A 25,453-nucleotide genomic window follows, 5' to 3' on the forward strand; every position below is an offset into this window, starting at 1 on the left:
GCCGGCGGCGGAGCGAGCACGGCGCACCTGCCTTCAGTAAAACGACTGCACCGTACAACGGAACGACCGGTACATTCAAACGACCGAATGGTACATTCCAGTGGACCAGCGACGGGCGGCGCGAGGACCGGTGAGCGATGACCAATACCGAGGCGGCCCTGCGGACCCTCGCGCGCAACGTCAGGACGGCCCGCACCCGCGCCGGACTCTCCCTGGACGAACTCGGACGCCGCGCCCAGGTGAGCAAAGGCGCCCTGGTGGGCCTGGAAAAGGCCCAGGGCAACCCGAACTTCGCCACCCTCGTCCGGCTCGCCGACACCCTGGGCGTCTCGGTCTCCGCCCTGCTGGAGGGACCGGCCGAGGGCCGGGTCCGCGTCGTGGCCGCCGACGCCGTCGCGCCGCTGTGGACGGGGGAGGCGGGCGGCGAGGCGCGGCTCATGCTCACGACCTCGGGGCCGTCGCCGGTCGAGGTCTGGCGCTGGCGCCTGGAGCCGGGCGAGGAGTACCCGAGCCACCCGCACCAGGGCGGGGTGGTGGAGACCGTCAGCGTCACCTCGGGCCGGATGACGTTGATCGTCGACGGCACCGAACACGCCGTGGCGGCCGGGCAGACGGCCACCTTCGACGCCGACGCCCCGCACACCTACCGGGGCGCGGGCACTAGGACGTGCCACCTGATCATGACGGTCCACCTCCCACCCGGCCCGGGCGGCTCAACCCCCACGACGTAGGCCCGGCGCTCCCGGTGGGGAGCGGAGCCACCCGGCCGCCCCGGTTCACTCGCCGGTGAGGCATGTACGAAGGCGTTCGCTCAGCACGACATCATGGGGCAGCCGCTCCAACTCGTGCGCGTGCACGTCCACACCACGCCGCTTGAGGGCGTCAGCCAGACAGTTCCAGTGGTCGTCCGCCATCTGCTCATGCGTCCTGCCGTCGGACGGCTCGTCCGGTCCGACCACCACCCGGGCCGTACTTTCGAGCTCCCCTGCCGAGACCCTCGCCCGCATTCCCGGCGCGCCGGTGAGGCTCCAGCCGCGATCGTCCAGCAACACCAGGCTGCGGCCGTCCTCCAGCGCAGCCTCAAGGCGCGCCGACACCGAGATCACCCGATCGGTCGTCGCGCCCTCATCCACATCCGCGTGCGTGACCAACCGCGCCACCACCGTCACGTCGCTTCTCCTCTGTTCGCCAACACCACGTCTCGAAAACGGCCTTGAACCGAGCACACCAGCCGGACCAGGGAACAGCCAACCTGCCCAATCACCTCGACGGTCCAAGGGCCCTCCGCACCCGGCGCCGTTCACGAAGGGCCGCTTCCTGGACGGTGGGTTCAGCTACGTCTCCGGCAGAGTCCGGACCCGGTCGGTGCGTCAGTCATCGCCACCGCACTGCTTCCTCGCACGGAACCGGTTCGTCGTTTCCACGCGATAGGAATCGCCCTTGTACTCGTACGAGACGACGGCGCCCTCCATGGAGGCCGCGCCGTCGGCCTTCAGCCCCATCAGGAGATTGACCGTCTCGCGGCCCTCGACCGGCGCCTCCCCCACAACCTGCCGCATTTCCCAGTAGGCGCCGCCGTCGGAGTGATCCGTGTAATCCGTCGGGGGATAACCGTCAACCAGTCCAATCGACATTCTCATAGGCGGGTCGGGTTCGGGCAGCAGTATCGCCTCAATTAATTCCAGGTTCTCGGGGTCGATGAGTTCCACGCCGGTTATCGTTACCGGATCGTCGGAATCATTGGTCAGCAAGTCGTGCCCGAAGGTGAAGACGGATTCTCCGACCCCCGGCCCACAGGTAGAAGAGGAACCGTCTCCGGCTGACAGTGGTCCGTTGTGACCTGAGGAAGTCGAGCAGCCGCCGGCCGCAACCAGGATGGTCGCAGCCAGCACTGCCACGTGGTGACGTGATTTCACCGGGACATCGTTTCCTTCTGAGTGGCGATTCGTGGTGAGCACCGGCCTGGAGCGATACACCGTGGGTTCATCCTTCCCGATGCCTCCCGGTGCGGGAAGAAGCCGGACATCCACGGCGAGCGGTAAGTGACGGAGCGCCGCAACCGTTCCACCGCGCACGTCAGTAACCGGCAGGTGACAGGCCGCGAACCACTATCGGCCAAGCGGGTCGCGGGCAGACAGTGGGCGCGGAGTGTGCCGCGGCTCCAGTACGGCGCCCTGTTCCGCTGCCGCGCTCCGGAACGCTTCGACCAGAGCGCTCCCCGGATACGTGCCGAACACCGGGTACTTCCAGCGGTAGTAGCAGGACCAGTAGCTCACCACGCGCCGTTCCGTCCGGGCGAAGAACGACGGATTGCGGGAGATGAACTCCCCGTACAGCCGACGCTGGGCGGACCCTGGGACATCGAGGCCGGGGAGCCCTCGATGGATCGCCTCCAGGATCTCGACGACGTACTCACCGGCCAACCGCACGACGAACGGCGCCACCCAGGGTTCGTCCGACTCCAGGATCCGTTCGAGATGCCGCTGACGAATTCTGCCGTCACCGTGCCGGGAGTAGAGGCAACGCAGGATCAACTGCTCCGTGCCGGAGAGGGACCCCTCCGCGCCGGAGTGTGGCTCATCGGAGTAGATGCGGGAGGGGATGGTGACTCTCTCGCCCCGCACATCAACAGCGAAGGGCTCGACCGGTGGGAACGCGGAGGCCGGCAGGACAGAAATAGCGCCACGCACCTCTGCGGCGAGCCGGGAGGGGAACGCCGCCACCAGTGCATCGGAGTCGCGCGGCACAGCCCAGGACTTCTGCACAGGCTTCAGCGTAGGCGAGCGGCTTCCTCCACAGCCGTGCGTCGGCGGTTCCCTCGTGATGGGACGGTGTCGAGGTGGATCGCCCGGTACATGTCGTCGCGCCCATGCGTGACGGCGATCGACTCCCCCCGTTCGGCACCGGGCCTCTGAGCGGGCGAGATGCGTCTTGACAGCGGCGCGAGGGCCATGTTGCATGGCCGGCGTGCCACGTGGCGCCGGCCAGAGAGCAGTGGGCAGGCCGGCAGCCGGGCGAGCACCGTAGTCGAAGGGCTTCCGCCATGAGTACTCACTCCGCGCCCCGGGTCATCTGAGCGTCCTGAGCGGCTGATTCAGCCCCGCTCCCACGCGCAGTTCTCTTCGCATCACCGTCGCGCGCTCCGACGCGCCCTCTTTCTTCATTTCACCGTGCCGCCCGCCCTGCCGTGGGCGGTTCACGGACGCATGCGTATTCCCGGGAGACACCACACCCATGTCCTTCAACCAATCCGTCATCGACGAGTTCCGCGCCAACGGCGGCAAGGTCGGCGGGCCCTTCGAGGGCGGCGATCTGCTGCTGCTGACCACCACCGGCGCCAAGTCCGGGCAGGAGCACACCACTCCGCTCGGCTATGTACGGCACGGCGACGGCCTGCTGGTCGTCGGCTCCGCCGCCGGGGCCGACCGGCATCCCGCCTGGTACCACAACCTCCTCGCCCACCCCATGGTCCGGGTGGAGGTCGGCGCGGACGACTACTACGCCATCGCGGTACCCGCCGAGGGCGAGCGGCGCGACCGGCTCTTCGCCGAGGTGGTCCGGGCGGCCCCCGGCTACGCCGACTACCAGCGGCAGACCTCCCGCACGCTCCCGGTCGTCGTGCTCCAGCGGAGTGGTCCGGAGGACGGGGAAGGCCCCGCGGAGGTGGCGCATCTCGCCGACAAGCTGCTGGAGGTCCACACCTGGCTGCGGGCTCAGCTGCGCGCGGTACGGACGGAGGCCGAGGCGTACTTCGCCGGCCGGGCCGACCATCCCGTCCCCTCTCTGGGGATGCAGATCCGGCAGCACTGTCTGGCCTTCTGCGAATCGCTGGAGTTCCACCACATGAGCGAGGAGCACGGCGCCTTCCCGGCGCTGGAGCGCAGCCACCCCGAACTGCGCGGGACCCTGGACCTGCTGCGGGCCGAGCATGTGACCGTCGCGCGGATCCAGTCGGAGCTGCTGGACCTGCTGAACGGGATCGGTGACGCCGACCCCGCCGGGTTCCGGGCGGCGCTGGAACGGATGACGGACGAGCTGACCGCCCACCTCGACCACGAGGAGGCCACGTTGCTGCCCGCGCTCGCCGCGGTGCCGTTCCCGCCGGTCGCCGCCGGATAGCGCGCGAGGAGCGGCGGGGTGCGCTGCACCGCACCCCGCCGCTCCGCTCCCCGGTTCCGGGGGCTCAGTCGTCGTCCTGGTCCTTCTCGTACTGCGTGACCTCGCCCGTCGCGACGGAGACCTTCACCTCGTGCTCGAAGCCGTCGCCGCGCAGCTCGACCTCCCAGTGCCGGCCGTCGTCGTCCAGGTCCACCTCGTTGAAGTGGGCGCCGGTGTGCTCCTCGGCGATGAGGATGGCCTCGACGATGTCGATGCCCGCGTCCGGGATCACCTGCTGGTCGTCGTCATCGTCGTCGTCCAGCTTGGCCCGCAGCACCTGGGTCGCGTCCTCGTCGATGTCCACGTCGTACCAGCGGCCGTCGTCGCCGAAGATGTCCACCTCCCACACCACCGTGCCGTCGTCGCGCCGGTCGCGGTCCAGGTCGGTGACGAAGCCGGGCACCTCGGTCAGCGCCAGCGCGGTCACCTGGGTGTAGGCGGTGGACGGGGCGGCGGGGGCGTCCGCCTCCGTACGGTCCTCGTCCCGGTCGTCCCGGTCGTCCCGGTCGTCGCGGTCGTCGCGGTCGTCCCGGTCGTCGCCGTCGTCGTCCCGCACCGCCACCTGAGACTCGCTCTGCCCCGCCGGGGTGAGGGCGGCGGCCTGCGTACCCTGATCCTTCTCCGACGAGCCGGAGGCCAGGGCGACCCCGCCGATCGTGCCGCCCGCGATGACGGCACCGGCGGCGGCCACGGCGATGATGGTGTTGCGCTTCATGAGGTTCTCCCCGATCCAGTGACTTCGCGGTGTCGCGTTGACGTTCCGTACTCTCGCGCACACTTGCTGAAGCGGAGCTGAAGCCACCTGAAGCCTTCTTCAGGAACGATTTGCGAAGCTGACCCCATGCGCCTGCTGATTGTGGAGGACGAGACGCGGCTCGCCCGCTCCCTCGCCCAGGGACTCAAGGCCGAGGGCTTCGCCGTCGATGTCGTGCACACCGGCACCGACGGGCTGCACCGCGCCACCGAGGGCGAGTACGACCTGATCATTCTCGACATCATGCTGCCCGGCATGAACGGCTACCGGGTCTGCGCCGCGCTGCGCGCCGCCGGCGACGAGACGCCCATCCTCATGCTGACCGCCAAGGACGGCGAGTACGACGAGGCGGAGGGCCTGGACACCGGGGCCGACGACTACCTCACCAAGCCGTTCTCCTACGTCGTCCTGGTGGCCCGGGTCCGCGCCCTGCTGCGCCGGCGCGGTTCCACCGGCGGTGCCGCGCCCGCCCTGCGCGTGGGGGACCTGGTCGTGGACCGGGTGAAGCGGCAGGTGGCCAGGGCCGGGGTGGAGGTGACGCTGACCGCGAAGGAGTTCGCCGTGCTGGAACATCTCGCCTCGCGGGCCGGCGAGGTGGTCTCCAAGGCGCAGATCCTCGAACACGGCTGGGACTTCGCCTACGACGGCGACCCCAACATCGTGGAGGTCTACATCAGCGCGCTGCGCCGCAAGCTGGGCCCGGGCCTGATCCACACCGTGCGCGGCGCCGGGTACCGGCTCGCTCCGGCGGACCACCGTGGCTAGCGTCCGGGCGAAGGCCGCCACCGGCGCCACCGCCGTGGTCGCCGTCGCACTGATCGCCGCCGGGCTGCTGATGCTCGTGGCGCTGCGCGGGAACCTGGTCGAGCAGGTGGACCTGCAGGCCGAGGTCACCGCCCGCGACGTGGCCGGGCAGCTCGCCACCGGCACCGCCTTCGACGACCTCGACCTGGACCGCAGCCGCCCCGTGCAGGTGCTGGACGCCGACGAGGACCGGCTGCTGGCGGCCAGCGAGGGCCTTGAGGCCATCAGCGGTACGGGCAGCGATCAGGTCACCGTGCGGGAGGAGCCCCCGGCCAGGCCCCCCGGCTTCGACGACGATGACGATGATGACGACGATGACGAGGACGACGGGAACCGGCTGGGCCCCGGCGAGGTGGACGAGGACATCGACTACGCCGACGGCCGCGCCACCGTGGACGGCGCGGCGGGCCCGTACCGTTTCGCCGTCGTGGACGTCACCACCCCGGACGGCACCGAGACGACCGTCTACGCGGGTGCCCCCGCCGAGGTGGAGCAGGCGGCGCTGGACAGCGTCCGTACCTCCATGTTGGTCGGCGTCCCGGTGCTGCTGGCCGTGGTCGCCGCCATCACCTGGCTGATGACGCGGCGTGCGCTGCGCCCGGTGGAGGGGATCCGCCGGGAGATGGCGGCCATCACCCACTCCACCGACCTCTCGCGCCGGGTGCCCGAGCCGTCCGTCCGGGACGAGGTGGGGCGCCTCGCCGTCACCACCAATGAGACGCTCGCCGCGCTGGAGGCGTCGGTGGAGCGGCAGCGGCGGTTCGTCGCGGACGCCTCGCACGAGCTGCGCAGCCCGATCGCCTCGCTGCGCACCCAGCTGGAGGTCGGCCAGGCACACCCCGATCTGCTGGATCTGGGCGGCGCGGTGCAGGACACCGTACGGCTTCAGGACCTGGCCGCCGATCTGCTGTTGCTGGCCCGGCTCGACGCGGGGGAGCAGCCGGCGGCGGGGCGCCGGGTGGACCTCGCCGAGCTGGCGCGGGAGGAGCTGGCGCAGCGCGCGGCGCTGCTGGCGGCGGCGGGTGTGACCGCGCGTACGGAGCTGGCCGAGGTCACGGTGGAGGGGTCACGGGGGCAGCTGAGCCGGGTGCTCGGCAACCTCATCGACAACGCGGTGCGGCACGCGGTGGGAACGGTACGGGTGTCGCTGCGTACCGAGGGCGGGGCCGCGGCCGTCCTGGAGGTCGCCGACGATGGCGCGGGGGTGCCGGCCGGGCAGCGGGAGCGGATCTTCGAGCGGTTCGTCCGGCTCGACGACGCGCGCAGCCGGGACGCGGGGGGCGCCGGGCTGGGCCTGGCCATCGCCCGCGATGTGGCGGTGCGGCACCACGGCACGCTGACCGTGTCGGACGCCCCCGAGGGCGGCGCCCTGTTCCGGCTGACGCTGCCGGTGCCGCCGCCGTCCGACCCGGCCGCCCCGCCCGCGGCGGGCTGAGGCGCGGCCGGGCCGCGCACCGCGGTCAGGCCCGGCCGCCGCGCTCCGCGTGCAGGTGCCGCGCGACGGGGGCGAGCGCCTCGTACAGCTCGTCCAGTGACCCCTGCGGCAGCAGATCGACGAAGTGCCGGCGCACCGATTCCACGTGGTGCGGGGCGACCGTGCGCATGGTGTCCCAGCCGTGGTCGGTCAGCACCGCGAACAGGCCGCGTTTGTCCGAGTCGCAGTGCTCTCTTCGCACCAGCTGGGCCTTCTCCATCCGGGTGATCTGGTGCGAGAGCCGGCTCTTGGACTGGAGAGTGGCCGCCGCGAGATCGCTCATCCGCATCCGGCGTTCCTCGGACTCGGACAGGTTCACCAGGATCTCGTAGTCGTTCATGGTCAGGCCGAACGGCTGGAGATCGCGTTCCAGCTGGTACATGAGCAGCTTGCTGACGTCCAGGTGGGCGCGCCACACGCGCTGTTCACCCTCGGTCAGCCAGCGGGTGCCGGTGTCGGAGTCCATAATCTCGAAGAATAGCCGCGTCGCCCGACCCCGCCCCCGCCCGGAATGATCGTCAGGGCGGCTGCGAGAATTCCGCCATGGACCTCAAGACCGTCTCCGCCCTGCGACGGCTCCGGCTGGTGTCCGCCCCAGAGGCGATCTCCTTCCTGGTGCTTCTCGTGTGCTCCGTACTGAAGCGCACGACCGACTTCAACGCCGTACCCGTCATGGGTGCGGTGCACGGCTTCCTTTTCGTGGCATATCTCCTGTTCTGGGCGGATGCCTGGAACCGGGCGAAGTGGCCGCTGAAGACCGCCGCCTGGTACTTCCTGATGTCGGTGATCCCGCTGGGCGGGTTCTTCGCCGAGCGCAGCCTGCGCCGGACCGAGGAGAACGCGCTGATCGCGCTGCGTGCCCGCCGCGAGGGCGTCGTCAACGCCTGACGGGCCCGATTTCGCCCGTTCGAAGGACCCCGCCCGGCGCCCCCCGGTACGGCGCGTGTCAGCGCCGGGCGAGATTGGCCGCCCATCGCCTCGTGGAGCGACCGGCTGACCGCACCCGGCAGCGGTCGCTCCCCCTCATCCGGCATCTCCCCCTCATTCGGCATCTCCCCCTCTCCGGAGCGGCCGGACGGCCGAGGACTGAGACGCCCCGGCGCCGGATGTGACCAGCGGGTAGGGTCTTGCTGTGCCGAAGCCGCTCAGCCTTCCGTTCGATCCCATCGCCCGCGCCGACGAACTGTGGAAGCGCCGATGGGGCGCCGCACCCGCCATGACCGCGATCACCTCGATCATGCGCGCCCAGCAGATCCTGCTCGCCGAGGTCGACGCCGTCGTCAAGCCGTACGGCCTCACCTTCGCCCGTTACGAGGCCCTCGTCCTGCTGACCTTCAGCAAGGCCGGGGAGCTGCCCATGTCCAAGATCGGTGAGCGGCTGATGGTCCACCCGACCTCGGTCACCAACACCATCGACCGGCTGGTGCGCTCGGGTCTGGTCACCAAGCGCCCCAACCCCAACGACGGACGCGGCACCCTCGCCTCGATCACCGACAAGGGGCGCGAGGTGTGCGACGCGGCGACCGGGGAACTCATGGCGATGGACTTCGGCCTGGGCGCGTACGACGCCGAGGAGTGCGCGGAGATCTTCGCGATGCTGCGCCCGCTGCGCGTCACCTCCGGGGACTTCGCCGCCGAGTAGCCGCACGGGGCTGGGCCGGCACGGGTGCGGAGGGCGGGTGCGGGGCGCCCGGAATGACCCGATAGGCTGCGCCGCATGAAGCAGAGCGTGCTGACCCGCTACCGGGTCATGGCTTATGTCACCGCTGTGATGCTGCTGGTGCTGAGCACCTGCATGGTCTTCAAGTACGGATTCGGCAAGGGTGAGGACATCACCTTCGTGGTCTCCCAGGCCCACGGCCTGCTGTACATGATCTATCTGGTGTTCGCCTTCGACCTGGGGCAGAAGGCCCGCTGGCCGTTCGGGAAGCTGCTGTGGATCCTGGTGTCCGGGAGCATCCCGTTCGCCGCGTTCTTCGTGGAGCCGAAGGTGGTCGCCGAGGTCAAGCCGCTGATCGCGGCGGACGAGGACGAGGACGCGCAGGACGCGCCCACCTCGCTCAGCAAGGTCTGACTCCCCCCAGGGGAGGCGCGGCAGTCCGCGCCGGTGCCCGAGCCCCGCGCACCGGCGCACTTCGCTCGACATATACTTGGACGTCCTAGTAAATTGGCGTCATGGGTACCCACGCCGATGCCATCGCCGCCGGCCGCCGTCGCTGGCAGGACCGGTACGACGCCGCGCGCAAGCGGGACGCCGACTTCACCACCCTCTCCGGCGACCCCGTCGACCCCGTCTACGGCCCCCGTCCGGGTGACGTCTACGAGGGGTTCGAGCGGATCGGCTGGCCCGGCGAGTACCCGTACACCCGGGGCCTGCACCCCACCGGGTACCGGGGTCGCACCTGGACCATCCGGCAGTTCGCCGGCTTCGGCAACGCCGAGCAGACCAACGAGCGCTACCGCATGATCCTGGCCGCCGGCGGCGGCGGGCTCTCGGTGGCCTTCGACATGCCCACCCTCATGGGCCGCGACTCCGACGACCCGCGCTCGCTCGGCGAGGTCGGCCACTGCGGGGTGGCCATCGACTCCGCCGCCGACATGGAGATCCTCTTCCGGGACATCCCGCTCGGCGAGGTCACCACCTCCATGACCATCTCCGGTCCGGCCGTCCCGATCTTCTGCATGTACATCGTGGCCGCCGAGCGCCAGGGCGTGGACCCGGCCGTCCTCAACGGCACCCTCCAGACCGACATCTTCAAGGAGTACATCGCCCAGAAGGAGTGGCTGTTCCAGCCCGAGCCGCACCTGCGGCTGATCGGCGACCTGATGGAGCACTGCACCCGCACCATCCCCGCCTACAAGCCGCTGTCCGTCTCCGGCTACCACATCCGCGAGGCCGGGGCCACGGCGGCGCAGGAGCTGGCGTACACCCTGGCCGACGGCTTCGGCTACGTCGAACTGGGCCTCAGCCGCGGCCTGGACATCAACACCTTCTCCTCCGGGCTCTCCTTCTTCTTCGACGCCCACCTCGACTTCTTCGAGGAGATCGCCAAGTTCCGCGCCGCCCGCCGTATCTGGGCCCGCTGGATGCGCGAGGTGTACGGCGCCACCAGCGAGAAGGCGCTGTGGCTGCGCTTCCACACCCAGACCGCCGGGGTCTCCCTCACCGCCCAGCAGCCGTACAACAACGTCGTGCGCACCGCCGTCGAGGCGCTCTCCGCCGTCCTGGGCGGCACCAACTCGCTGCACACCAACGCCCTGGACGAGACCCTCGCGCTGCCCAGCGAGCGCGCCGCCGAGATCGCGCTGCGCACCCAGCAGGTCCTGATGGAGGAGACCGGCATCACCAACGTCGCCGATCCGCTGGGCGGCTCCTGGTACGTGGAGCAGCTCACCGACCGGATCGAGGCGGACGCCGAGAAGATCTTCGAGCAGATCAGGGAGCTGGGCGCCGGGCGCGCCGAGCACCCCATCGGGCCGATGACCTCGGGGCTGCTGCGCGGCATCGAGGACGGCTGGTTCACCGGGCACATCGCGGAGGCGGCGTTCCAGTACCAGCGCGCCCTGGAGAAGAACGACAAACGGATCGTCGGCGTCAACTGCCACACCGGATCGGTCACCGGCGAGCTGGAGATCCTGCGGGTCAGCCACGAGGTGGAGCACGAGCAGGTACGGGTGCTGGGCGCCCGCCGCGCCGCCCGGGACGACGCCGCCGTCCGTGCGGCCCTGGCGGAGCTGGTGCGGGTGGCGCGCACCGAGGACAACATGATCGAGCCCATGCTGAACGCCGTGCGCGCCGAGGCCACGCTGGGAGAGATCTGCGGCGTGCTCAAGGACGAGTGGGGCATCTACACCGAGCCGCCCGGCTTCTGAGGCGGCCGGTCCTGGCCGGCGGGGCCGCCGGCCGTGCGGAGCCCGCCGCTCCGCAGGGCCTCGCGGCTCAGTACGGGCGTTCGCGGGCCAGGACGCGCATGTGCAGGCCCTTCGGCATGAGCGTCACCTTGGCGGCGGCACGCACCGGGCGCCCGCCGGCCGGGATCAGCCGCCAGCGCGAGATGATCGCGGTGAGGATCAGCGCGGCCTGCGCCATCCCGAAGCGGTCCCCGATGCACTTGCGGGCGCCCGCCCCGAACGGGATGTACGCGCTGCGGTCGGCGGGCGGCGACAGCCAGCGGTCCGGGTCGAAGGTGTCCGGCTCCTTGTACAGGTCGGGCAGCCGGTGCACCAGGTACGGGCTGTATCCGACGATCGTCCCGGCCGGCAGCACCACCCCGCCCAGCTCGGTGTCGCTGGCCACGGTGCGGGTGGTCAGCCAGGCCGGCGGGTACATCCGCAGGCTCTCCGCGAGCACCCGGTTGGCCATCTCCAGGCTGTTGGGGTCCACCAGTACCAGCGGGGTGTCGCGCAGCGCCTTGCGGGCCTCCTCGTACAGCAGGATGTCCAGGTCGGTGCGCTGGGCGAGCAGATGCAGCGCCCAGGCGACGGCGGCGGCGGTGGTGTCGGAGCCCGCGTACAGGAAGATGATCACCTGGTCGACGAGTTCCTCATCCGACAGCGAGTAGCGCCCGCCCTTGCTGTCGGGGTCCACGGCGTTGGCGAGGGAGGACAGCAGATCGCCGTGGTCGGTGGTGGCCGAGCGGCGGGCGGCGATGATCTCGAAGACCGTGCTCTTCAGCCGGGTCAGCGCCCGCCGGTAGCGTCGGTTGGCCGGCACCGGCAGCCGGTTGAGCGTGGACGGGGTGACGGCCCGCCGGAAGATGCCCTCGCTCAGGATGATGAAGTCGTCCAGGATCTGCGAGGCGATGGACGCCGGCAGCGAGCGGGCGAACATCGTCTCCACCGCGACCTCGGCCGTCAGCCGGGTCAGCGCCTCGGTGACGTCCACGATCTGCCGGTCCTGCCAGGACTTGGCCAGGTTCTCGGCGAGATCGGCGAACGCCACGTTGTAGCCGGGGAACCGGTCCGTGTGGAAGGCCGGCTGGCACAGCCGGCGCTGGCGGCGGTGCATGTCGTGCGGGCAGCTCAGCAGGCTGTTGCCCGCCACCTCACGGCCCCGCTCGAACAGCGGGCCCCCCTTGTCGAAGACGCTGTCGTTCAGCAGGACCTGCCGGGTGAGCTGGGGATCGCACACCATGACCACCGAGCGGGTACCCATCCGGATCCGGACCAGGCCGCCGTGCGCGGGCAGCGAGGAGACGAAGTCCAGCGGACGGCGCACCAGCGGCACGGCGTGCCCGAGCAGCGGCAGGGCGCCCGGGGCGAGGGGGAGAGAGGCTACAACTGTCACGGATGCACCCCTGCTCCACCGGGTCGGTGCCCACACCCCTCCACTCCCCGCGCACAGGAGCATTGCGGAGGGCGCGTACGGCTGAGGTCGCGCCCCTGTCGCACGTCAGGGTCCCGGGCCGGCCCGGACCGTCCGCCAGGCGGCCGCCAGCGGCCGTGAGCAGAAGCGGAACGCGGGCCCGTGCGCGGGCAGTTGGGCCAGGTAGCGATCGGCCCGGCGCAACTCCCGCATGGCGTACCCGCGCAGCCGGGCCGCGTCCCAGCCGTCCGGCCAGAAGTCCACGCCCCGGCCCAGGTCTTCGCCCTTGTCCTGGTAGATGTTGACGGCCTGGAGCGCCCGGCCGTAGCCGACGCCCAGGGTGCGGTCCGAGCGGGTGCCGTCGTACCAGCTCCACAGGTCGCTCAGCAGCAGGACGAGGGTGCCGGCCACCGCGTAGGTGTAGCGGTCCAGGTCCCGTTCGGTGTGGATGTGCCAGCCGTGCAGCGCCCAGCCGCCCATCCGTTCGGCCATCGTCGCGAAGGTCTCCCGGATGCGGGGCGCGATCTGGGGCGGTGCGAGTGCCGCCCACTCACCGATGCGCAGGGAGACTTCCGGCAGCGGCACCGAGGTGTCGGCGAGCACGGCCTTGAAGTCCTCGGGGCGGCAGCGCTCTTGGAGGACGGAGCTGATGCCGCACAGGAGAACGTCCTTCTCCTTGGGGAGGAGTTCGGGATGGTCCTCGATCTCGTCAATGGCCCGCATGAGCAGATAAGCCGATGAAAGTGCTTCGTTCAGTCCCGCCGGCATCGTGGTCACCGGCACGTACCAGGTCGTGCTGTACTTCCGGATGGCCCGATGCGCTTCCAGCAAAGCAGCGGTCATCGCCCTATTCCCTACGCAGTCATGGGCACTTTAGCGCCTTCTGCGCCAGCTTGCGGCAACCGCCCGACTGGTGATGAGTGCGCACGGGGGTGGCGTCGGAACTCCGGGGACCCGCCACCGTTCGGGGGAAGCCGCCGCTTCACTCTCCGGAGTGGTTTGCGCAAGGGAGTCCGGGCGGAAAGGCGTAAGGGTCCCGTCCGCCACCAGACAGGAGCGGCCCGCCGTGGCATCTGCCCACCTCCTCCCGCCGGCCCCGCTGCCCTTCACGGCCCGCCGCCACCCCCACGCACGGCGGATGGCGGAGACCGCCCGGCAGTGGGCCGAGCGGTTCGCGCTGATCCGGGGCGAGGAACAGGCCCGCGCCCTGGCCCGCGGCGGCCCGGCCACCCTCGCCGCCGTGATGCTGCCGGACGCCGCCGAGCCCCGCGCCGAGCTGGCCGCCTGCTGGATGACCTGGACCTTCTTCCTCGACGATCAGTACGAGGAGGGCTCGGGCGGCACCGACCGCGCCTGGTCGGCGACCACCGGCGCCGTACGCTCCGTGCTGGCCGGCGGCGATCCGCCCCCCGCCTCCCCGCCGCTGATCCTCGCCCTGGCCGACCTGGTCGCCCGGCTGCGGGCCCTCGCCTCCCCCCACTGGCAGCACCGGTTCGCCGGACACATGAGCGACGCGCTGGCCGCCGTACGCCGCGAGATCGAACTGAGGAACGCCGGGGTCCCGCCCACCCTGGAGGAGTACCGGGTACTGCGCCGCGACACCAGCGGATTCGTCCCCACCCTCGACATCCTGGAGCTGTGCCACCACGCCGAACTGCCGCCGGACGTCTACGACTCACCCGCCTACCAGGACGTGCTGGCCGCCGCCATCGACGTCAACACCTGGACGAATGACCTGTACTCCCTGGAGAAGGAGGTCGCCTGCGGCATGGTCACCAATCTGGTGCTGGTGCTGGAGCACGAGCGCGGCCTGGGGCGGGACGCCGCCCGGCGGGCCGTACGCGCCCTGATCGAGGAGCGGTCCGCCGATCTGCTGCGGGCCCTGCGCCGGCTGCCGCCCGGAACCGCCGCCGTCAACCGCTGCGCCACGGCCCTCACCTCCGTGGTGGCCGGGTGGCTGCACTGGCACGCGACCGGCACCGACCGCTACACGGTGGCGCAGTCCCCGGACCCCGGCCGGCCGCCGGCGCCGGGCCGCCCCACCGCGTCCGGCTGACCCGCCGGGGGCCTCCGGGCGGCCTTCCGTGTCCGTCCGTCCCCGCCCGCGTACCACCATGGGGCGCGGAGGGGGGAGACTGGTTCCATGCAGCCACGCAATATGTCCATGAGCGGAGCCGTCGATCTCTCCGCGGTGAAGGCCGCCGCCGAGGCGAAGCAGAAGGCCGAGCAGGCCAGGGCCCAGCGGGCGGCCCAGCCGGAGGGGCAGGGCGGCGCGGCGGCCGGCGTCCAGCTGGTGATCGATGTCGACGAGGCGACCTTCGAGCAGGAGGTGTTGCAGCGCAGCGCCGAGGTGCCGGTCGTCATCGACTTCTGGGCCGAGTGGTGTGAGCCCTGCAAGCAGCTCAGCCCGGTCCTGGAGCGGCTCACCGAGGAGTACGCGGGCCGGATCGTCCTGGCCAAGATCGATGTCGACAGCAACCAGATGCTGTTCCAGCAGTTCGGGGTGCAGGGCATCCCCGCCGTGTTCGCGGTGATCGCCGGGCAGGCCCTGCCGCTGTTCCAGGGGGCGGCACCCGAGCAGCAGATCCGGCAGGTGCTCGATCAGCTGATCCAGGCCGCCGAGGAGCGGTTCGGAATCGTGGGCGCGCCGGTCGCGCCGGGCGAGGGCGGCGAGCCGCGTCCCACCGCCCCGGAGCCGCCGTCCAACCCGACGCTCGCGGCGGCGCACGCCGCCCTGGACGCCGGGGACATGGGCGGCGCGATCCGCGCCTACGAGAATGTGCTGGCCGACGAGCCGGCCAATGAGGAGGCCCGACTGGGCCTGGGCCAGGCCCGGTTGCTGGACCGGGTGCAGGGTGCCGACGCGCAGCGGGTGCGGCAGGAGGCGGCCGACCGGCCGGACGATGTCGCCGCGCAGCTCGCCGCCGCCGATCTGGACCTGGTGGGCGGCCATGTCGAGGACGCCTTCGGGCGGCTGGTGGAGGCCGTGCGGCGTACGGCGGGGGAGGACCGGGACGCGGCGCGGGTCCGTCTCCTCGAACTGTTCGAGGTGGTCGGCCCGGACGATCCTCGGGTCACGGCGGCGCGGGGGGCGCTGGCGCGCGTGCTCTTCTGAGTCATAGTCTGGTCATCTGCTTAGCGGTAGCGGCGGTCGTGTTTTGCCAAAACTTGGCATTCGCGGCCGCCGCTACATTCTGTGGCGTGCATCACGGTTTGAAGGGGTTGATGTCCAGTTCGGGGCCTTGCGGGCGCAGTTGGGGGACTCACTCTCCGTGCAACGGGGAGGATCATCAACAACCCTGTGCGATAAGGCATTTACCGGCTGGTAACCAGCCCCTTGTGCCTTTCCGTGAGATGCACCACGATCGGCCAGACCGGTGGAGCCATGCGCCGGACCGGGAATCAGGGGGGTACCCGCCGTCACGACGGCGGGTCCTGGTTCCCGGGGAGACCGTGAAAGGGCGGTCAGTGGCTGTCGCCGGGGTGCAGTCCGGTGGCATTGCTTCTCCCTCCTGGCCTCCAGGCGGTCCTCCCCGAGAGGGGCACCCCCGGACCATCGGGCGCCGGAGCCGGAGCAGTTCGTCCGAGAAGGAGGAAATTCATGGAGTCACAGCCTCGCGGCGGCACCAGATGGAAGCGATTCGGTCTGGTCATGGTGCCGAGCGTGGCCGCCACCGCCGCGATAGGCATCGCGTTCGCCCAGGGGGCGCTCGCGGCGTCATTCGCGGTTTCCGGACAGCAGTTCAAGGTCACCACGGAGGTACTGGACGGCACCGGGTTCACGCAGTACGGAGCGCTGGACGTCAAGCACAACGGAGAGCGCATCCCGGTCGCGGTCTCGTCGTTCGACAAGGCGACGATCACCGGCCTGTGCCAATCCGTCGTGGTGCCCACCCCCTTGGGCAACATCACGGTGAAACTCACGGCGGGCAATGGTTCCAAGCCGGTGGAGGCGCAGAACCTCTTCATCGACATCAGCAATCTGGACGCCAACGCCACGTTCACCAACATCGACATCGGGGTGAGCGTCGACCACACCAGCAAGGGCCCCGGTCCTGCCGACGGTGACGCGTACGTGCCGGGTTCGTTCGCGCAGCAGGCCGACCGTGCCGTGCTGACGAACATCGAGCAGACGGCGTGGGCCACCTCAGCAGGTACCTTCAAGCTGCCAGGGCTCAGCCTGAGCCTGCACCGCGGCAAGGACGCCGAGTGCTTCTGACGGTGTGAGGTCCGCCGGGGGCAGGAGGCCGTACCGCTCCTGCCCCGGGCTGGCCCGCCGAAGCACCTAGACAACCCCACCGGGTCCGGCCCAGCGGACGGCCGCAGACCGGTGTCACGCCAGGGGAGCACCGCGCACATGAGCACCACCACCCAGGGAGAGATTCAGACGTCGCGCCTGGCCAGGGCCAGAGTGGCCTTCCGGCACTGGCGCTGGCGCCGCCCGTTCTGGGCCGGGCTGTTCACGACGCTCGCGGGGCTGCCGATCGTCTACTTCCCGTACGCGACGGTCACCATCGCGGATCTGACCATCCGCATGGCCACCACGGCCGGGGCCGGTTCGCTGGTCATCGGGGTGTTGCTGATCGTGCTGGGCCAGACCATGTGGTTCCAGCCGCACTCCCGGATATTCGCCGGCGTGGCCTCCATCATGCTGGTGCTGGTCTCGCTGGTGGTCTCCAACGTCGGCGGCTTCCTGCTCGGTTATCTGCTGGGGCTGATCGGCGGCGGGATGAGCATCGCCTGGGCACCGGGAGAACCGGCGCAGGAGCACGAACCCGGGGCCGCCCCGGGCAGCGCTGTCCCGGGCACGCGCCCGGCCGGCCCGCCGGCCGCCACCGTGCCGTCCCGGACACGGAACGCCGCACCGGACCCCGCGCCGGTGCCGGCCGCACCCGCAGCGACCACGCCGGAGGCGGTCCCCGGAACGGGCAGCGCGCTCGCCGGTTTCGCCGGACAGGCCACGGAGCGGGGGACGGACCCGGAGAAGGGGGAAAGCCGTGCCGAGTGAGCCCCATGAGGACATATCCGCGCCGGACGACGCGGGCAACGCGCGTCACGCGGCTCCCCGCAAGCGTCTGCGGCAGCGGTTCCGCATGCCGATCTCCCTCGCCGCGATGCCCTCCGCCGCCCTGCTGGGCATGGGTCTGACCTCTTCGCTGGCCAAGGCGGACCCGCAGCCGGAGAACCCGTTCTCCGGCACGGCCTGCGTGGAACTTCCCGAGCGGCAGGTCACCGAGGTCCAGGACCCGCCCGCGCCGGAACCGCAGGAGCCGCCGGCCGCACCGGACACCACCGCAGCCGGAGAGGACGAGGACGCGGACGAGGACGCGGACGCGGTGGAGGAGGACGGGGACGGGGAGATCGCCGAGCGGCAGGGGGCGGTCACCGACCCCGGAACGGATCAGGGCGCGGCCGCCGACCCCGAGGCCGCCGCGGATCCCGACCCCGAGCCGGATCCCGGTCCGGACCCCGACCCCGACCCCGAGCCCGAACCCGAGCCGGACCCCCAGGAACCGCAGCGCCCCGAGTACAACCCGCTCGACCCCCTGGGTCTGGGCCCGGCCCTGGACCAGCTCGGCCGGGACATCGTGGACTTCTTCACCCCCGGCGCGGGAAAGCAGACGCCCCAGGAGCCGGAGGAGGAGCCGCAGCCCGGGGGCGGGGAGCAAGAGCCCCCGGAGACCGAGGAGTCCGACGCGTCCCAGGACAGCGACCGCCCGCAGAACCGCGCCCGCGACCCCAAGGAGGAGGCGGGGACGGTGGAGCTGAGCCCGGAGCCGCCGGACGAGCCGGACGAGCCGGAGGAGGACCCGCAGGACGACGCGGCGCGGGAGCCGGCCGAGGAGCCCGCGGGCGGCGCGCCGCCGGACCCCGAGGAGGAGCCGCCCCCCGCCGAGCCCGAGCGCGAGGTGGTGCACGACCCGGCGGCCGAGGAGGAGAAGCCGGGACTGCCCTGCCCGGTGGAGCTGCGGGTGCCCGGCACCGACGAGCGCACCCCCGTCGTCATCGCCGACAACCCCTGGTACCTGGAGGCCAGCTCGCTGACGCTGCGCGGCCTGGAGTACCACGGCGTGGTCAATGTCACCACCGCCAACGGCTCCGTCAAGCAGGCGCTCAAGTTCACCGCTCGCGAGGTGGACATCGGCGATCTGCACCAGATCGTGGACGGTGCGGACGGGCTGCGGCACCACGTGGCCACCGCGCCCGGCAGCACCTCCACCTTCCGCGGGGGCACGGTCACCATGTACACCGAGCATCTGAAGGGCCTGCTGTTCGGGGTGATCCCGGTGGACTACGACGCGGAGCACCAGCCGCCGCTCGACATCCCGTACGCGCACTTCACCGGCGTCAGCATCACGCAGGCCGCGCAGTTCGGCGGCACGCTGACGATGACCGGCATGCGCCAGTACATGACCGGCGGCTGAGCGGTCCCGCCGCGTACCGGGACACCAGGACACGCGGCGGACCGCCGCACACACCGAACACGCCGCGTACCCGGCTCGCTCAGCGCACCCGGCGGGCCACCCCGGTGGCGCTGTGCAGCAACTGCTCCAGCGGCCCGCGGCGGAAGAAGCGTTTCCACGCCATCGCCAGGGCCGTCATCAGCACGACGAACCAGGCGAGCACCCCCGGCGGCGAACCCGGCAACTCCTCGATGCCCAGCAGCCCGATCCCTCCGATGTGCAGCACATAGGCGGTCAGCGACATCGAGCCCACCGCGCACACCGGCGCGGCCACCCGGCGTGGCCACGTCGCCCGCGCGCCGGTCAGCGTCAGGCAGAGCGCGAGCACGAGCAGCGCCACCCCGGTGTTGCCCATGACGGACAGGGTGGTGTCGCTGTGCGGCGAGGCCACCAGCTGCCAGGCGCTGGTCCCACCGGACGGGTAGCCGCCGACGTCCGACCACCACAGGGAGGCGAGGTCCCGCTCCGTGGGCCCGGCGTGCTCGGTCAGCCGCTCCATGACACCGGGCAGGCGCAGCGCGAGCCAGGAGCAGCCGTACCCGAGCGCCGCCAGGACCGCGCCCAGCGCCGCCAGCCGCCCGCGTATCCGTGCGGAGCCGAGGTCCAGGCGGGCCACGGCCATGCCCGTGACGACGAACGGCAGCCAGGTCGGCGCCGGATAGACGCCGGTGACCAGCAGGCCGAGAAAGCCGTCGGTGCCGCTGATCGCGGCGAGCGGGTCGAGCGCGGTGACCTGCTCCGCCCACGCGCCCTCCCGGGCCGACTCCTGGAGTGGGAAGAGCACTTGCGGCATGAGCAGCGCCCCGGCCGCCGCGATGCCGGCCAGGGCGCGGACGCCGAGCCGGTACAGCGGCAGCGCCAGGACGAAGTACAGGCCGTAGCAGGCGAGGATGACCGCCACCGGGGTGCCGGTCATGGTGAGGGCGGTGCCCGCGGCCAGCAGGATCACGGCCCGGACCAGGACGCGGACGGCGGCCTGTCGCCCGTCCCGGCCGGTTCTGGGGGCGGTGCGGCCCATGATGAGGATGAGGGAGAATCCGGCCAGCAGGGCGAAGAGCGCGGAGGAGCGGCCGTGGGTCAGCTCCAGGAGGACGCCGCCCACCCCGCCGTCGGCCGGGTCCGGGCCGACGTGGGCGGCGTACATGCCGAACACCGCGAGGCCGCGGGCGAGATCCACCCCGACGAGGCGGGCGCCGGAGGGGGCGGAGGGCGGATCCGCGGTTTTCGCGTGCGGCGGGGAAACGACGATCGTCATCGTAAGGTCAGATTTCCTGACCGGTTGATCGCTAAGCCCTCCGCTGCCCGGCGGCCCCCGCCGCACGCTCCCGCCGCACGGCCCGCACCCGCCCCGGAACGCGGGCCGGCCCCGCGGCGCGACGCCACGGGGCCGGGAAGTCTCCGGTGGATGCCGGACTCAGACGCCCTGCTGACCACCCAGGTGGTGCACCCGCACCATGTTGGTGCTGCCGGCCACCCCGGGAGGCGAACCGGCGGTGATGATCATGGTGTCGCCGCGGTGATAGCGGTTCAGCTTCAGCAGCTCCGCGTCCACCAGTTCCACCATCTCGTCCGTGTGGCTCACCCACGGCACCACATAGGTCTCCACACCCCAGGTCAGCGTCAGCTGGTTGCGGGTCGAGGGCTCGGTGGTGAAGGCCAGGATCGGCTGCGCCGCCCGGTAGCGGGAGAGCCGGCGCGCGGTGTCGCCGGACTTGGTGAAGGCCACCAGCGACTTGCCGTCCAGGAAGTCCGCCATCTCGCAGGCCGCGCGGGCCACCGAACCACCCTGGGTACGGGGCTTCTTGCCGGGCACCAGCGGCTGCAGGCCACGGGCGAGCAGCTGCTCCTCGGCCGCGATCGCGATCTTCGACATCGTCTTGACGGTCTCGACCGGGTACCGGCCCACCGAGGACTCGGCCGAGAGCATCACCGCGTCCGCGCCGTCCAGGATCGCGTTGGCGACGTCGGAGGCCTCCGCGCGGGTCGGCCGCGAGTTGGTGATCATCGACTCCATCATCTGGGTCGCGACGATCACCGGCTTGGCGTTGCGGCGGCACATCTCGATGAGCCGCTTCTGCACCAGCGGCACCTTCTCCAGCGGATATTCCACGGCGAGGTCGCCGCGGGCCACCATCACGGCGTCGAAGGCGAGAACGACCGCCTCCATGTTCTCCACCGCCTGCGGCTTCTCCACCTTGGCGATGACCGGAACCCGGCGGCCCACCCGGTCCATGACCTCGTGGACGTCCCGCACGTCGTCGGCGTCGCGCACGAAGGACAGCGCCACCATGTCGACGCCGAGCCGCAGCGCGAACTCCAGGTCCTCGATGTCCTTCTCGGACAGCGCCGGGACGTTCACCGCGATGCCCGGGAGGTTGATCCCCTTGTGGTCGGAGATCACCCCGCCCTCGATCACGATGGTCCGCACCCGCGGGCCGTCCACCTCCAGCACCTGGAGCGAGACGTTGCCGTCGTTGATGAGGATGGTCTCACCCTTGGCGACGTCCCCGGGCAGCCCCTTGTAGGTGGTGCCGCAGATGGTCTTGTCACCGGGGACGTCCTCGGTGGTGATCGTGAACTCGTCCCCGCGCTCCAGCTCGACGGGGCCGTCCGCGAAGGTCTCCAGGCGGATCTTGGGGCCCTGGAGGTCGGCGAGGACGCCGACGGCGACGCCGGTGTCCTCGCTCGCCTTGCGTACGCGGTGGTACCGCTCCTCGTGCTCCTGGTGGCTCCCGTGGCTGAAGTTGAAACGGGCCACATTCATACCGGCGTCGATGAGCGCCTTGAGCTGCTCATAGGAGTCGACAGCGGGGCCCAGGGTGCAGACGATTTTGGAACGGCGCATGCCGACGATCCTATCGTTTTGTTCCGTACCGGAATAATGGCGGCCCCGCTGCCCGTCGAGTCAGGGGCTGACCAGCGCGAACGCCTGCGTCGCGATCTCCAGTTCCTCATCCGTGGGAACCACGGCGACCGCCACGGAAGCGTACTGCGGGGAGATGAACCGCGGCTCGCCGCCAGGTGTCGTGTTCAGCTTCTCGTCGACGACCACCCCGAAGCCGACCAGGCCCTCCACGGCGGCGGCCCGCACGTTCGCGGCGTTCTCCCCGACCCCGGCGGTGAAGGCGATGGCGTCCACCCGGCCCAGCACCGCGTAGTACGCGCCGATGTACTTCTTCAGCCGGTAGGTGTAGATATCGAACGCCAGCCGGGCCGCCTCGTCGCCCTCCGCCATCCGGCGGGTGATCTCCCGCAGATCGTTGTCGCCGCACAGCCCGACCAGGCCCGAACGCTTGTTCAGCAGGTCGTCGATCTCGTCCACCGACATCCCCGCCACCCGCGACAGGTGGAAGATCACCGCCGGGTCGATGTCGCCCGAGCGGGTGCCCATCACCAGACCCTCCAGCGGGGTGAGCCCCATGGAGGTGTCCACGCAGCGCCCGCCGGCCACCGCCGAGGCCGAGGCCCCGTTGCCCAGGTGCAGCACGATGACGTTGACGTCCGCCACGTCCTTGCCCAGCAGCTCGGCGGTGCGCCGTGAGACGTACGCGTGCGAGGTGCCGTGGAAGCCGTACCGCCGCACCCGGTGCGCGTCGGCGGTCGCGATGTCCAGCGCGTAGCGGGCGGCGTGCTCCGGCATGGTGGTGTGGAACGCCGTGTCGAACACCGCGACCTGCGGCACCCGCGGGTTCAGCTCCAGCGCGGTGCGGATGCCGGTCAGGTTGGCCGGGTTGTGCAGCGGGGCGACCGGGACAAGCCGCTCGATCTCGGCGATCACGGCGTCGTCGATGACGGTCGGCTCGGTGAAGCGCTTCCCGCCGTGCACCACGCGGTGCCCGATGGCGGCCAGGCCGGGGTCGTCCAGGCCGTAGCCGTCCGCCGCCAGCTCCCGCGCCGCCGCCTTGAGAGCCGCGGCGTGGTCGGGGAGCGGGGCGTCGGTGACCTCGCGCCGCTCCCCGTCGGCCCGGGTGTGCGTCAGCCGGGCGCCCTTCTCCCCGATGCGCTCCACCAGGCCGGCGGCGAGCCGGGAGTGATCGGTCATGTCGAACAGCTGGTACTTCACCGAGGAAGAACCGGAGTTCAGCACGAGGACGCGGGAGGGGTGGTCGCTCACGAATTCACTTTCTGCTGGTGCCGCTGCTGGGGGTGGTGCGGGTTCTGGCGCTGGGCCTGGATGGCGGTGATGGCGACGGTGTTGACGATGTCCTGCACCAGGGCGCCGCGGGACAGGTCGTTCACCGGCTTGCGCAGGCCCTGGAGGACCGGGCCGACCGCGACGGCGCCCGCCGAGCGCTGCACGGCCTTGTACGTGTTGTTGCCGGTGTTGAGGTCGGGGAAGACCAGCACGGTGGCCTGGCCGGCGACCTCCGAGCCCGGCAGCTTGGTGGCGGCCACCGAGGGCTCCACGGCCGCGTCGTACTGGATCGGGCCCTCCACCAGCAGATCCGGGCGCCGCTCGCGCACCAGCTCGGTGGCCGCCCGCACCTTGTCCACGTCCGCGCCGGACCCGGAGGTGCCGGTGGAGTAGGACAGCATGGCGATCCGCGGCTCCACGCCGAACTGGGCGGCGGTGGTGGCCGACTGGATGGCGATGTCGGCCAGCTGCTCGGCGTTCGGGTCCGGGTTGACGGCGCAGTCCCCGTACACCAGCACCTTGTCGGCCAGGCACATGAAGAACACCGAGGAGACGATCGCCGCGTCCGGCTTGGTCTTGATCACCTCGAAGGCGGGGCGGATGGTGGCGGCGGTCGAGTGGACGGCGCCGGAGACCATGCCGTCGGCCAGGCCCTCCTGGACCATCAGCGTGCCGAAGTAGGACACGTCGCACACCACGTCCCAGGCCAGCTCGTAGGTGACGCCCTTGTGGGCGCGGAGCTTGGCGTACAGCTCGGCGAAACGTTCCCGCAGCGGGGAGGTCTGCGGGTCCACCACCCGGGCCACACAGGCGGTCGCGGTGGCGCCGGGGTCGATGTCGACGGGCTCGGCCGCGCCGTGCAGCCGCAGATCGATGCCGAGATCGGCCGCCCGCTTGCGGACCGCGCCCTCCTCGCCCAGCAGCGTCAGATCGCACACGTTGCGGCGCAGCAGCACCTCGGCGGCGCGCAGTACTCGCTCCTCGGTGCCCTCCGGGAGGACGACGTGGCGCCGCCCGGTGCGGGAGCGCTCGATCAGCTCGTGCTCGAACATCATCGGGGTCACGCGCTCGCTGCGCACCACCGACAGCCGCTCGGTGAGCTGCGCGGTGTCCACGTGCGTCTCGAACAGGCCGAGCGCGATCTCCGCCTTGCGCGGGGTCGCGGCGGTCAGCTTCCCCTCCAGGCCGGACAGCGCGGCGGCGGTGTGGAAGGTGCCGCCGGGCACCGACAGGACGGGGGTGCCGGGGGCGAGCCGGGCGGCCAGCGCCATGGTCTCCGCGCCGGGCCGCTCACCGAGGGTGAGCAGCACCCCGGCGATGGGCGGGGCGCCGGCGGAGTGCGCGGCCAGGGCGCCCACCACCAGGTCGGCGCGGTCACCGGGGGTGACGACGAGGGAGGCCTCGCGCAGCGCGGTGAGGAAGGTCGGCAGCATCGCGCCGCCGATCACGAAGTCGCGCACGTCACGGGCGAGACCGGTGCGGTCGCCGAGCAGCACCTCGGCGTCCAGCGCCTCGGCGATCTGGGTCACGGTGGGCGCGGAGAGGGCCGGCTCCTCGGGCAGGACGTACACCGGCTCGGGGAGGTGGGTGCCCAGCTCGCGGGCGGCGGCCGCGGCGTGCGAGTCGCGGACCCGGTTGGCGATGGTGGCGATCACCTCGCAGCCCAGGGAGGTGAAGGCGTGGTGCGCGTTGCGGACCTCGGCGACCACGGATTCCGCGCTCTGGTCCAGGCCGGCCACCACGGGCAGGACGACGGAGCCGAACTCGTTCGCCAGCCGGGCGTTGAGGGTCAGCTCGGCGGGCAGCTGGGTGTCGGCGTAGTCGGTGCCCAGGACGAGCACGGCCTCGTAGTCGCGGGCGACGTTGTGGTAGCGCTCGACGAGGGCGGTGACCAGTTCGTCCATGCCCTGCTCGGCCTGGAGGGCGGCGGCCTCCGCGTACTCCATGCCGCGGGCGTCCTCGCGGGTCTGGGAGAGCCGGTAGCGGCCGCGCAGCAGTTCGAAGACGGGATCGGGGCCCGGGTGGGCGAGGGGACGGAAGACGCCGACCCGGTCCACCTGGCGGGTCAGCAGCTCCATGACCCCCAGCTCGATCACCTGCCGGCCGTCGCCGCGGCCGATACCGGTCACGTACACGCTGCGGGTCATGGCGCCATCACTGCCGATCTCATCGTCACCCAATCGTTTATATCTATGGTCTTGACAATACCTATGACGCTGAGTAACCCGCGCGGTGGGTCGGGGTGGCCGATCCGTTCACGATGTGAGCAGGGGAGTGAGGTGGGGTCCGTGGGCGTGAAACAATTCGGGCGGCCTCGACGAAGCGGCCCCGCGCCACCCTCCCGATCCCCGAAGAGGAG

The 25,453-nt window shown here is 71.3% G+C and carries 24 protein-coding genes; 13 read left to right on the forward strand and 11 right to left on the reverse strand.

Annotated features, from left to right (window positions below; genetic code table 11):
- Nucleotides 1-137 precede the first annotated feature (137 nt).
- Nucleotides 138-731 (forward strand): helix-turn-helix domain-containing protein, encoded by a 594-nt coding sequence (locus SXIM_RS20845; RefSeq protein WP_046724864.1) that lies wholly within the window; start codon nucleotides 138-140, stop codon nucleotides 729-731.
- A 45-nt stretch (nucleotides 732-776) separates the two neighbouring features.
- Here SXIM_RS20845 and SXIM_RS20850 read toward each other — a convergent pair whose 3' ends face one another.
- The 3 genes from SXIM_RS20850 to SXIM_RS20860 all read right to left on the reverse strand — a co-directional run bounded on the left by SXIM_RS20850 (nucleotide 777) and on the right by SXIM_RS20860 (nucleotide 2,624).
- Entirely contained in the window at nucleotides 777-1,169 is a 393-nt protein-coding gene (locus SXIM_RS20850) for a hypothetical protein (RefSeq protein WP_218941166.1), read from the reverse strand.
- Nucleotides 1,170-1,370: 201 nt separating this feature from the next.
- Complete coding sequence (locus tag SXIM_RS20855) at nucleotides 1,371-1,709, reverse strand: hypothetical protein (RefSeq protein ID WP_046724865.1); 339 nt, start codon at nucleotides 1,707-1,709, stop codon at nucleotides 1,371-1,373.
- Nucleotides 1,710-2,108: 399 nt separating this feature from the next.
- Complete coding sequence (locus SXIM_RS20860) at nucleotides 2,109-2,624, reverse strand: hypothetical protein (RefSeq protein WP_046725821.1); 516 nt, start codon at nucleotides 2,622-2,624, stop codon at nucleotides 2,109-2,111.
- 610 nt (nucleotides 2,625-3,234) lie between these two features.
- Here SXIM_RS20860 and SXIM_RS20865 point away from each other — a divergent pair.
- The gene (locus SXIM_RS20865; RefSeq protein ID WP_046724866.1) at nucleotides 3,235-4,119 is read left to right on the forward strand and encodes a nitroreductase/quinone reductase family protein; all 885 of its coding nucleotides are present in this window, start codon (nucleotides 3,235-3,237) and stop codon (nucleotides 4,117-4,119) included.
- A 64-nt stretch (nucleotides 4,120-4,183) separates the two neighbouring features.
- On the opposite strand, the gene SXIM_RS20870 is transcribed toward SXIM_RS20865, so the two are convergent.
- Entirely contained in the window at nucleotides 4,184-4,873 is a 690-nt protein-coding gene (locus tag SXIM_RS20870; protein WP_053116271.1) for a PepSY domain-containing protein, read from the reverse strand.
- 126 nt (nucleotides 4,874-4,999) lie between these two features.
- Between SXIM_RS20870 and SXIM_RS20875 the strand changes: the two genes are divergently transcribed.
- Nucleotides 5,000-5,677: a response regulator transcription factor gene (locus SXIM_RS20875; protein ID WP_046724867.1), complete on the forward strand. Its 678-nt coding sequence runs from the start codon at nucleotides 5,000-5,002 to the stop codon at nucleotides 5,675-5,677.
- Nucleotides 5,670-7,151 (forward strand): sensor histidine kinase, encoded by a 1,482-nt coding sequence (locus SXIM_RS20880; protein WP_046724868.1) that lies wholly within the window; start codon nucleotides 5,670-5,672, stop codon nucleotides 7,149-7,151. Before SXIM_RS20875 ends, SXIM_RS20880 begins: the two co-directional genes overlap by 8 nt.
- A 25-nt stretch (nucleotides 7,152-7,176) precedes the next feature.
- Here the strand turns inward: SXIM_RS20880 and SXIM_RS20885 are convergent, their stop codons facing one another.
- Nucleotides 7,177-7,656: a MarR family winged helix-turn-helix transcriptional regulator gene (locus tag SXIM_RS20885; protein WP_046724869.1), complete on the reverse strand. Its 480-nt coding sequence runs from the start codon at nucleotides 7,654-7,656 to the stop codon at nucleotides 7,177-7,179.
- A 77-nt stretch (nucleotides 7,657-7,733) separates the two neighbouring features.
- Here SXIM_RS20885 and SXIM_RS20890 point away from each other — a divergent pair, with 77 nt between their 5' ends.
- The 4 genes from SXIM_RS20890 to icmA all read left to right on the forward strand — a co-directional run bounded on the left by SXIM_RS20890 (nucleotide 7,734) and on the right by icmA (nucleotide 11,063).
- Nucleotides 7,734-8,078 (forward strand): DUF3817 domain-containing protein, encoded by a 345-nt coding sequence (locus tag SXIM_RS20890; RefSeq protein ID WP_030733675.1) that lies wholly within the window; start codon nucleotides 7,734-7,736, stop codon nucleotides 8,076-8,078.
- 244 nt (nucleotides 8,079-8,322) lie between these two features.
- The gene (locus SXIM_RS20895) at nucleotides 8,323-8,832 is read left to right on the forward strand and encodes a MarR family winged helix-turn-helix transcriptional regulator (protein ID WP_030733676.1); all 510 of its coding nucleotides are present in this window, start codon (nucleotides 8,323-8,325) and stop codon (nucleotides 8,830-8,832) included.
- Between the two features lie 75 nt (nucleotides 8,833-8,907).
- Nucleotides 8,908-9,264, forward strand: coding sequence for a DUF3817 domain-containing protein (locus SXIM_RS20900; RefSeq protein ID WP_030733677.1), 357 nt, complete (start codon nucleotides 8,908-8,910; stop codon nucleotides 9,262-9,264).
- Nucleotides 9,265-9,365: 101 nt separating this feature from the next.
- On the forward strand, nucleotides 9,366-11,063 hold the full coding sequence (gene icmA / locus SXIM_RS20905; protein ID WP_030733678.1) for a coenzyme B12-dependent isobutyryl-CoA mutase large subunit: 1,698 nt from the start codon (nucleotides 9,366-9,368) through the stop codon (nucleotides 11,061-11,063).
- Between the two features lie 67 nt (nucleotides 11,064-11,130).
- Here the strand turns inward: icmA and SXIM_RS20910 are convergent, their stop codons facing one another.
- The gene (locus tag SXIM_RS20910; protein WP_043177805.1) at nucleotides 11,131-12,477 is read right to left on the reverse strand and encodes a cytochrome P450; all 1,347 of its coding nucleotides are present in this window, start codon (nucleotides 12,475-12,477) and stop codon (nucleotides 11,131-11,133) included.
- Between the two features lie 105 nt (nucleotides 12,478-12,582).
- The gene (locus SXIM_RS20915; RefSeq protein WP_046724870.1) at nucleotides 12,583-13,338 is read right to left on the reverse strand and encodes a squalene/phytoene synthase family protein; all 756 of its coding nucleotides are present in this window, start codon (nucleotides 13,336-13,338) and stop codon (nucleotides 12,583-12,585) included.
- Nucleotides 13,339-13,561: 223 nt separating this feature from the next.
- On the opposite strand from SXIM_RS20915, the gene SXIM_RS20920 reads away from it, so the two are divergent.
- The 5 genes from SXIM_RS20920 to SXIM_RS20945 all read left to right on the forward strand — a co-directional run bounded on the left by SXIM_RS20920 (nucleotide 13,562) and on the right by SXIM_RS20945 (nucleotide 18,920).
- Nucleotides 13,562-14,551, forward strand: coding sequence for a terpene synthase family protein (locus SXIM_RS20920; protein ID WP_046724871.1), 990 nt, complete (start codon nucleotides 13,562-13,564; stop codon nucleotides 14,549-14,551).
- 87 nt (nucleotides 14,552-14,638) lie between these two features.
- Nucleotides 14,639-15,610 carry a tetratricopeptide repeat protein gene (locus SXIM_RS20925; RefSeq protein ID WP_030733682.1) on the forward strand — a complete coding sequence of 324 codons (972 nt, stop codon included), beginning with the start codon at nucleotides 14,639-14,641 and terminating at the stop codon, nucleotides 15,608-15,610.
- Nucleotides 15,611-16,096: 486 nt separating this feature from the next.
- The gene (locus SXIM_RS20930) at nucleotides 16,097-16,714 is read left to right on the forward strand and encodes a DUF6230 family protein (RefSeq protein WP_030733683.1); all 618 of its coding nucleotides are present in this window, start codon (nucleotides 16,097-16,099) and stop codon (nucleotides 16,712-16,714) included.
- A gap of 138 nt (nucleotides 16,715-16,852) precedes the next feature.
- Nucleotides 16,853-17,503: a DUF6114 domain-containing protein gene (locus tag SXIM_RS20935; RefSeq protein WP_030733684.1), complete on the forward strand. Its 651-nt coding sequence runs from the start codon at nucleotides 16,853-16,855 to the stop codon at nucleotides 17,501-17,503.
- Nucleotides 17,493-18,920 carry a hypothetical protein gene (locus SXIM_RS20945; RefSeq protein WP_030733685.1) on the forward strand — a complete coding sequence of 476 codons (1,428 nt, stop codon included), beginning with the start codon at nucleotides 17,493-17,495 and terminating at the stop codon, nucleotides 18,918-18,920. The genes SXIM_RS20935 and SXIM_RS20945 overlap by 11 nt, the downstream gene beginning before the upstream one ends.
- 79 nt (nucleotides 18,921-18,999) lie before the next feature.
- Here SXIM_RS20945 and SXIM_RS20950 read toward each other — a convergent pair whose 3' ends face one another.
- From SXIM_RS20950 to pta, 4 genes are all read right to left on the reverse strand, one after another.
- Entirely contained in the window at nucleotides 19,000-20,214 is a 1,215-nt protein-coding gene (locus SXIM_RS20950) for a DUF418 domain-containing protein (protein ID WP_046724872.1), read from the reverse strand.
- 159 nt (nucleotides 20,215-20,373) lie between these two features.
- A complete protein-coding gene (gene pyk, locus SXIM_RS20955) occupies nucleotides 20,374-21,804 on the reverse strand; it encodes a pyruvate kinase (protein ID WP_030733687.1) in 1,431 nt (476 codons plus the stop codon).
- A 60-nt stretch (nucleotides 21,805-21,864) separates the two neighbouring features.
- Nucleotides 21,865-23,073, reverse strand: a complete 1,209-nt coding sequence (locus SXIM_RS20960; RefSeq protein ID WP_046724873.1) for an acetate kinase — start codon at nucleotides 23,071-23,073, stop codon at nucleotides 21,865-21,867.
- Nucleotides 23,070-25,241, reverse strand: a complete 2,172-nt coding sequence (gene pta / locus SXIM_RS20965; RefSeq protein ID WP_030733689.1) for a phosphate acetyltransferase — start codon at nucleotides 25,239-25,241, stop codon at nucleotides 23,070-23,072. The genes SXIM_RS20960 and pta overlap by 4 nt, the downstream gene beginning before the upstream one ends.
- Nucleotides 25,242-25,453: the final 212 nt, after the last annotated feature.

Origin of the sequence: Streptomyces xiamenensis, assembly GCF_000993785.3 — a bacterium.
Classification (GTDB): Bacteria; Actinomycetota; Actinomycetes; order Streptomycetales; family Streptomycetaceae; genus Streptomyces; species Streptomyces xiamenensis.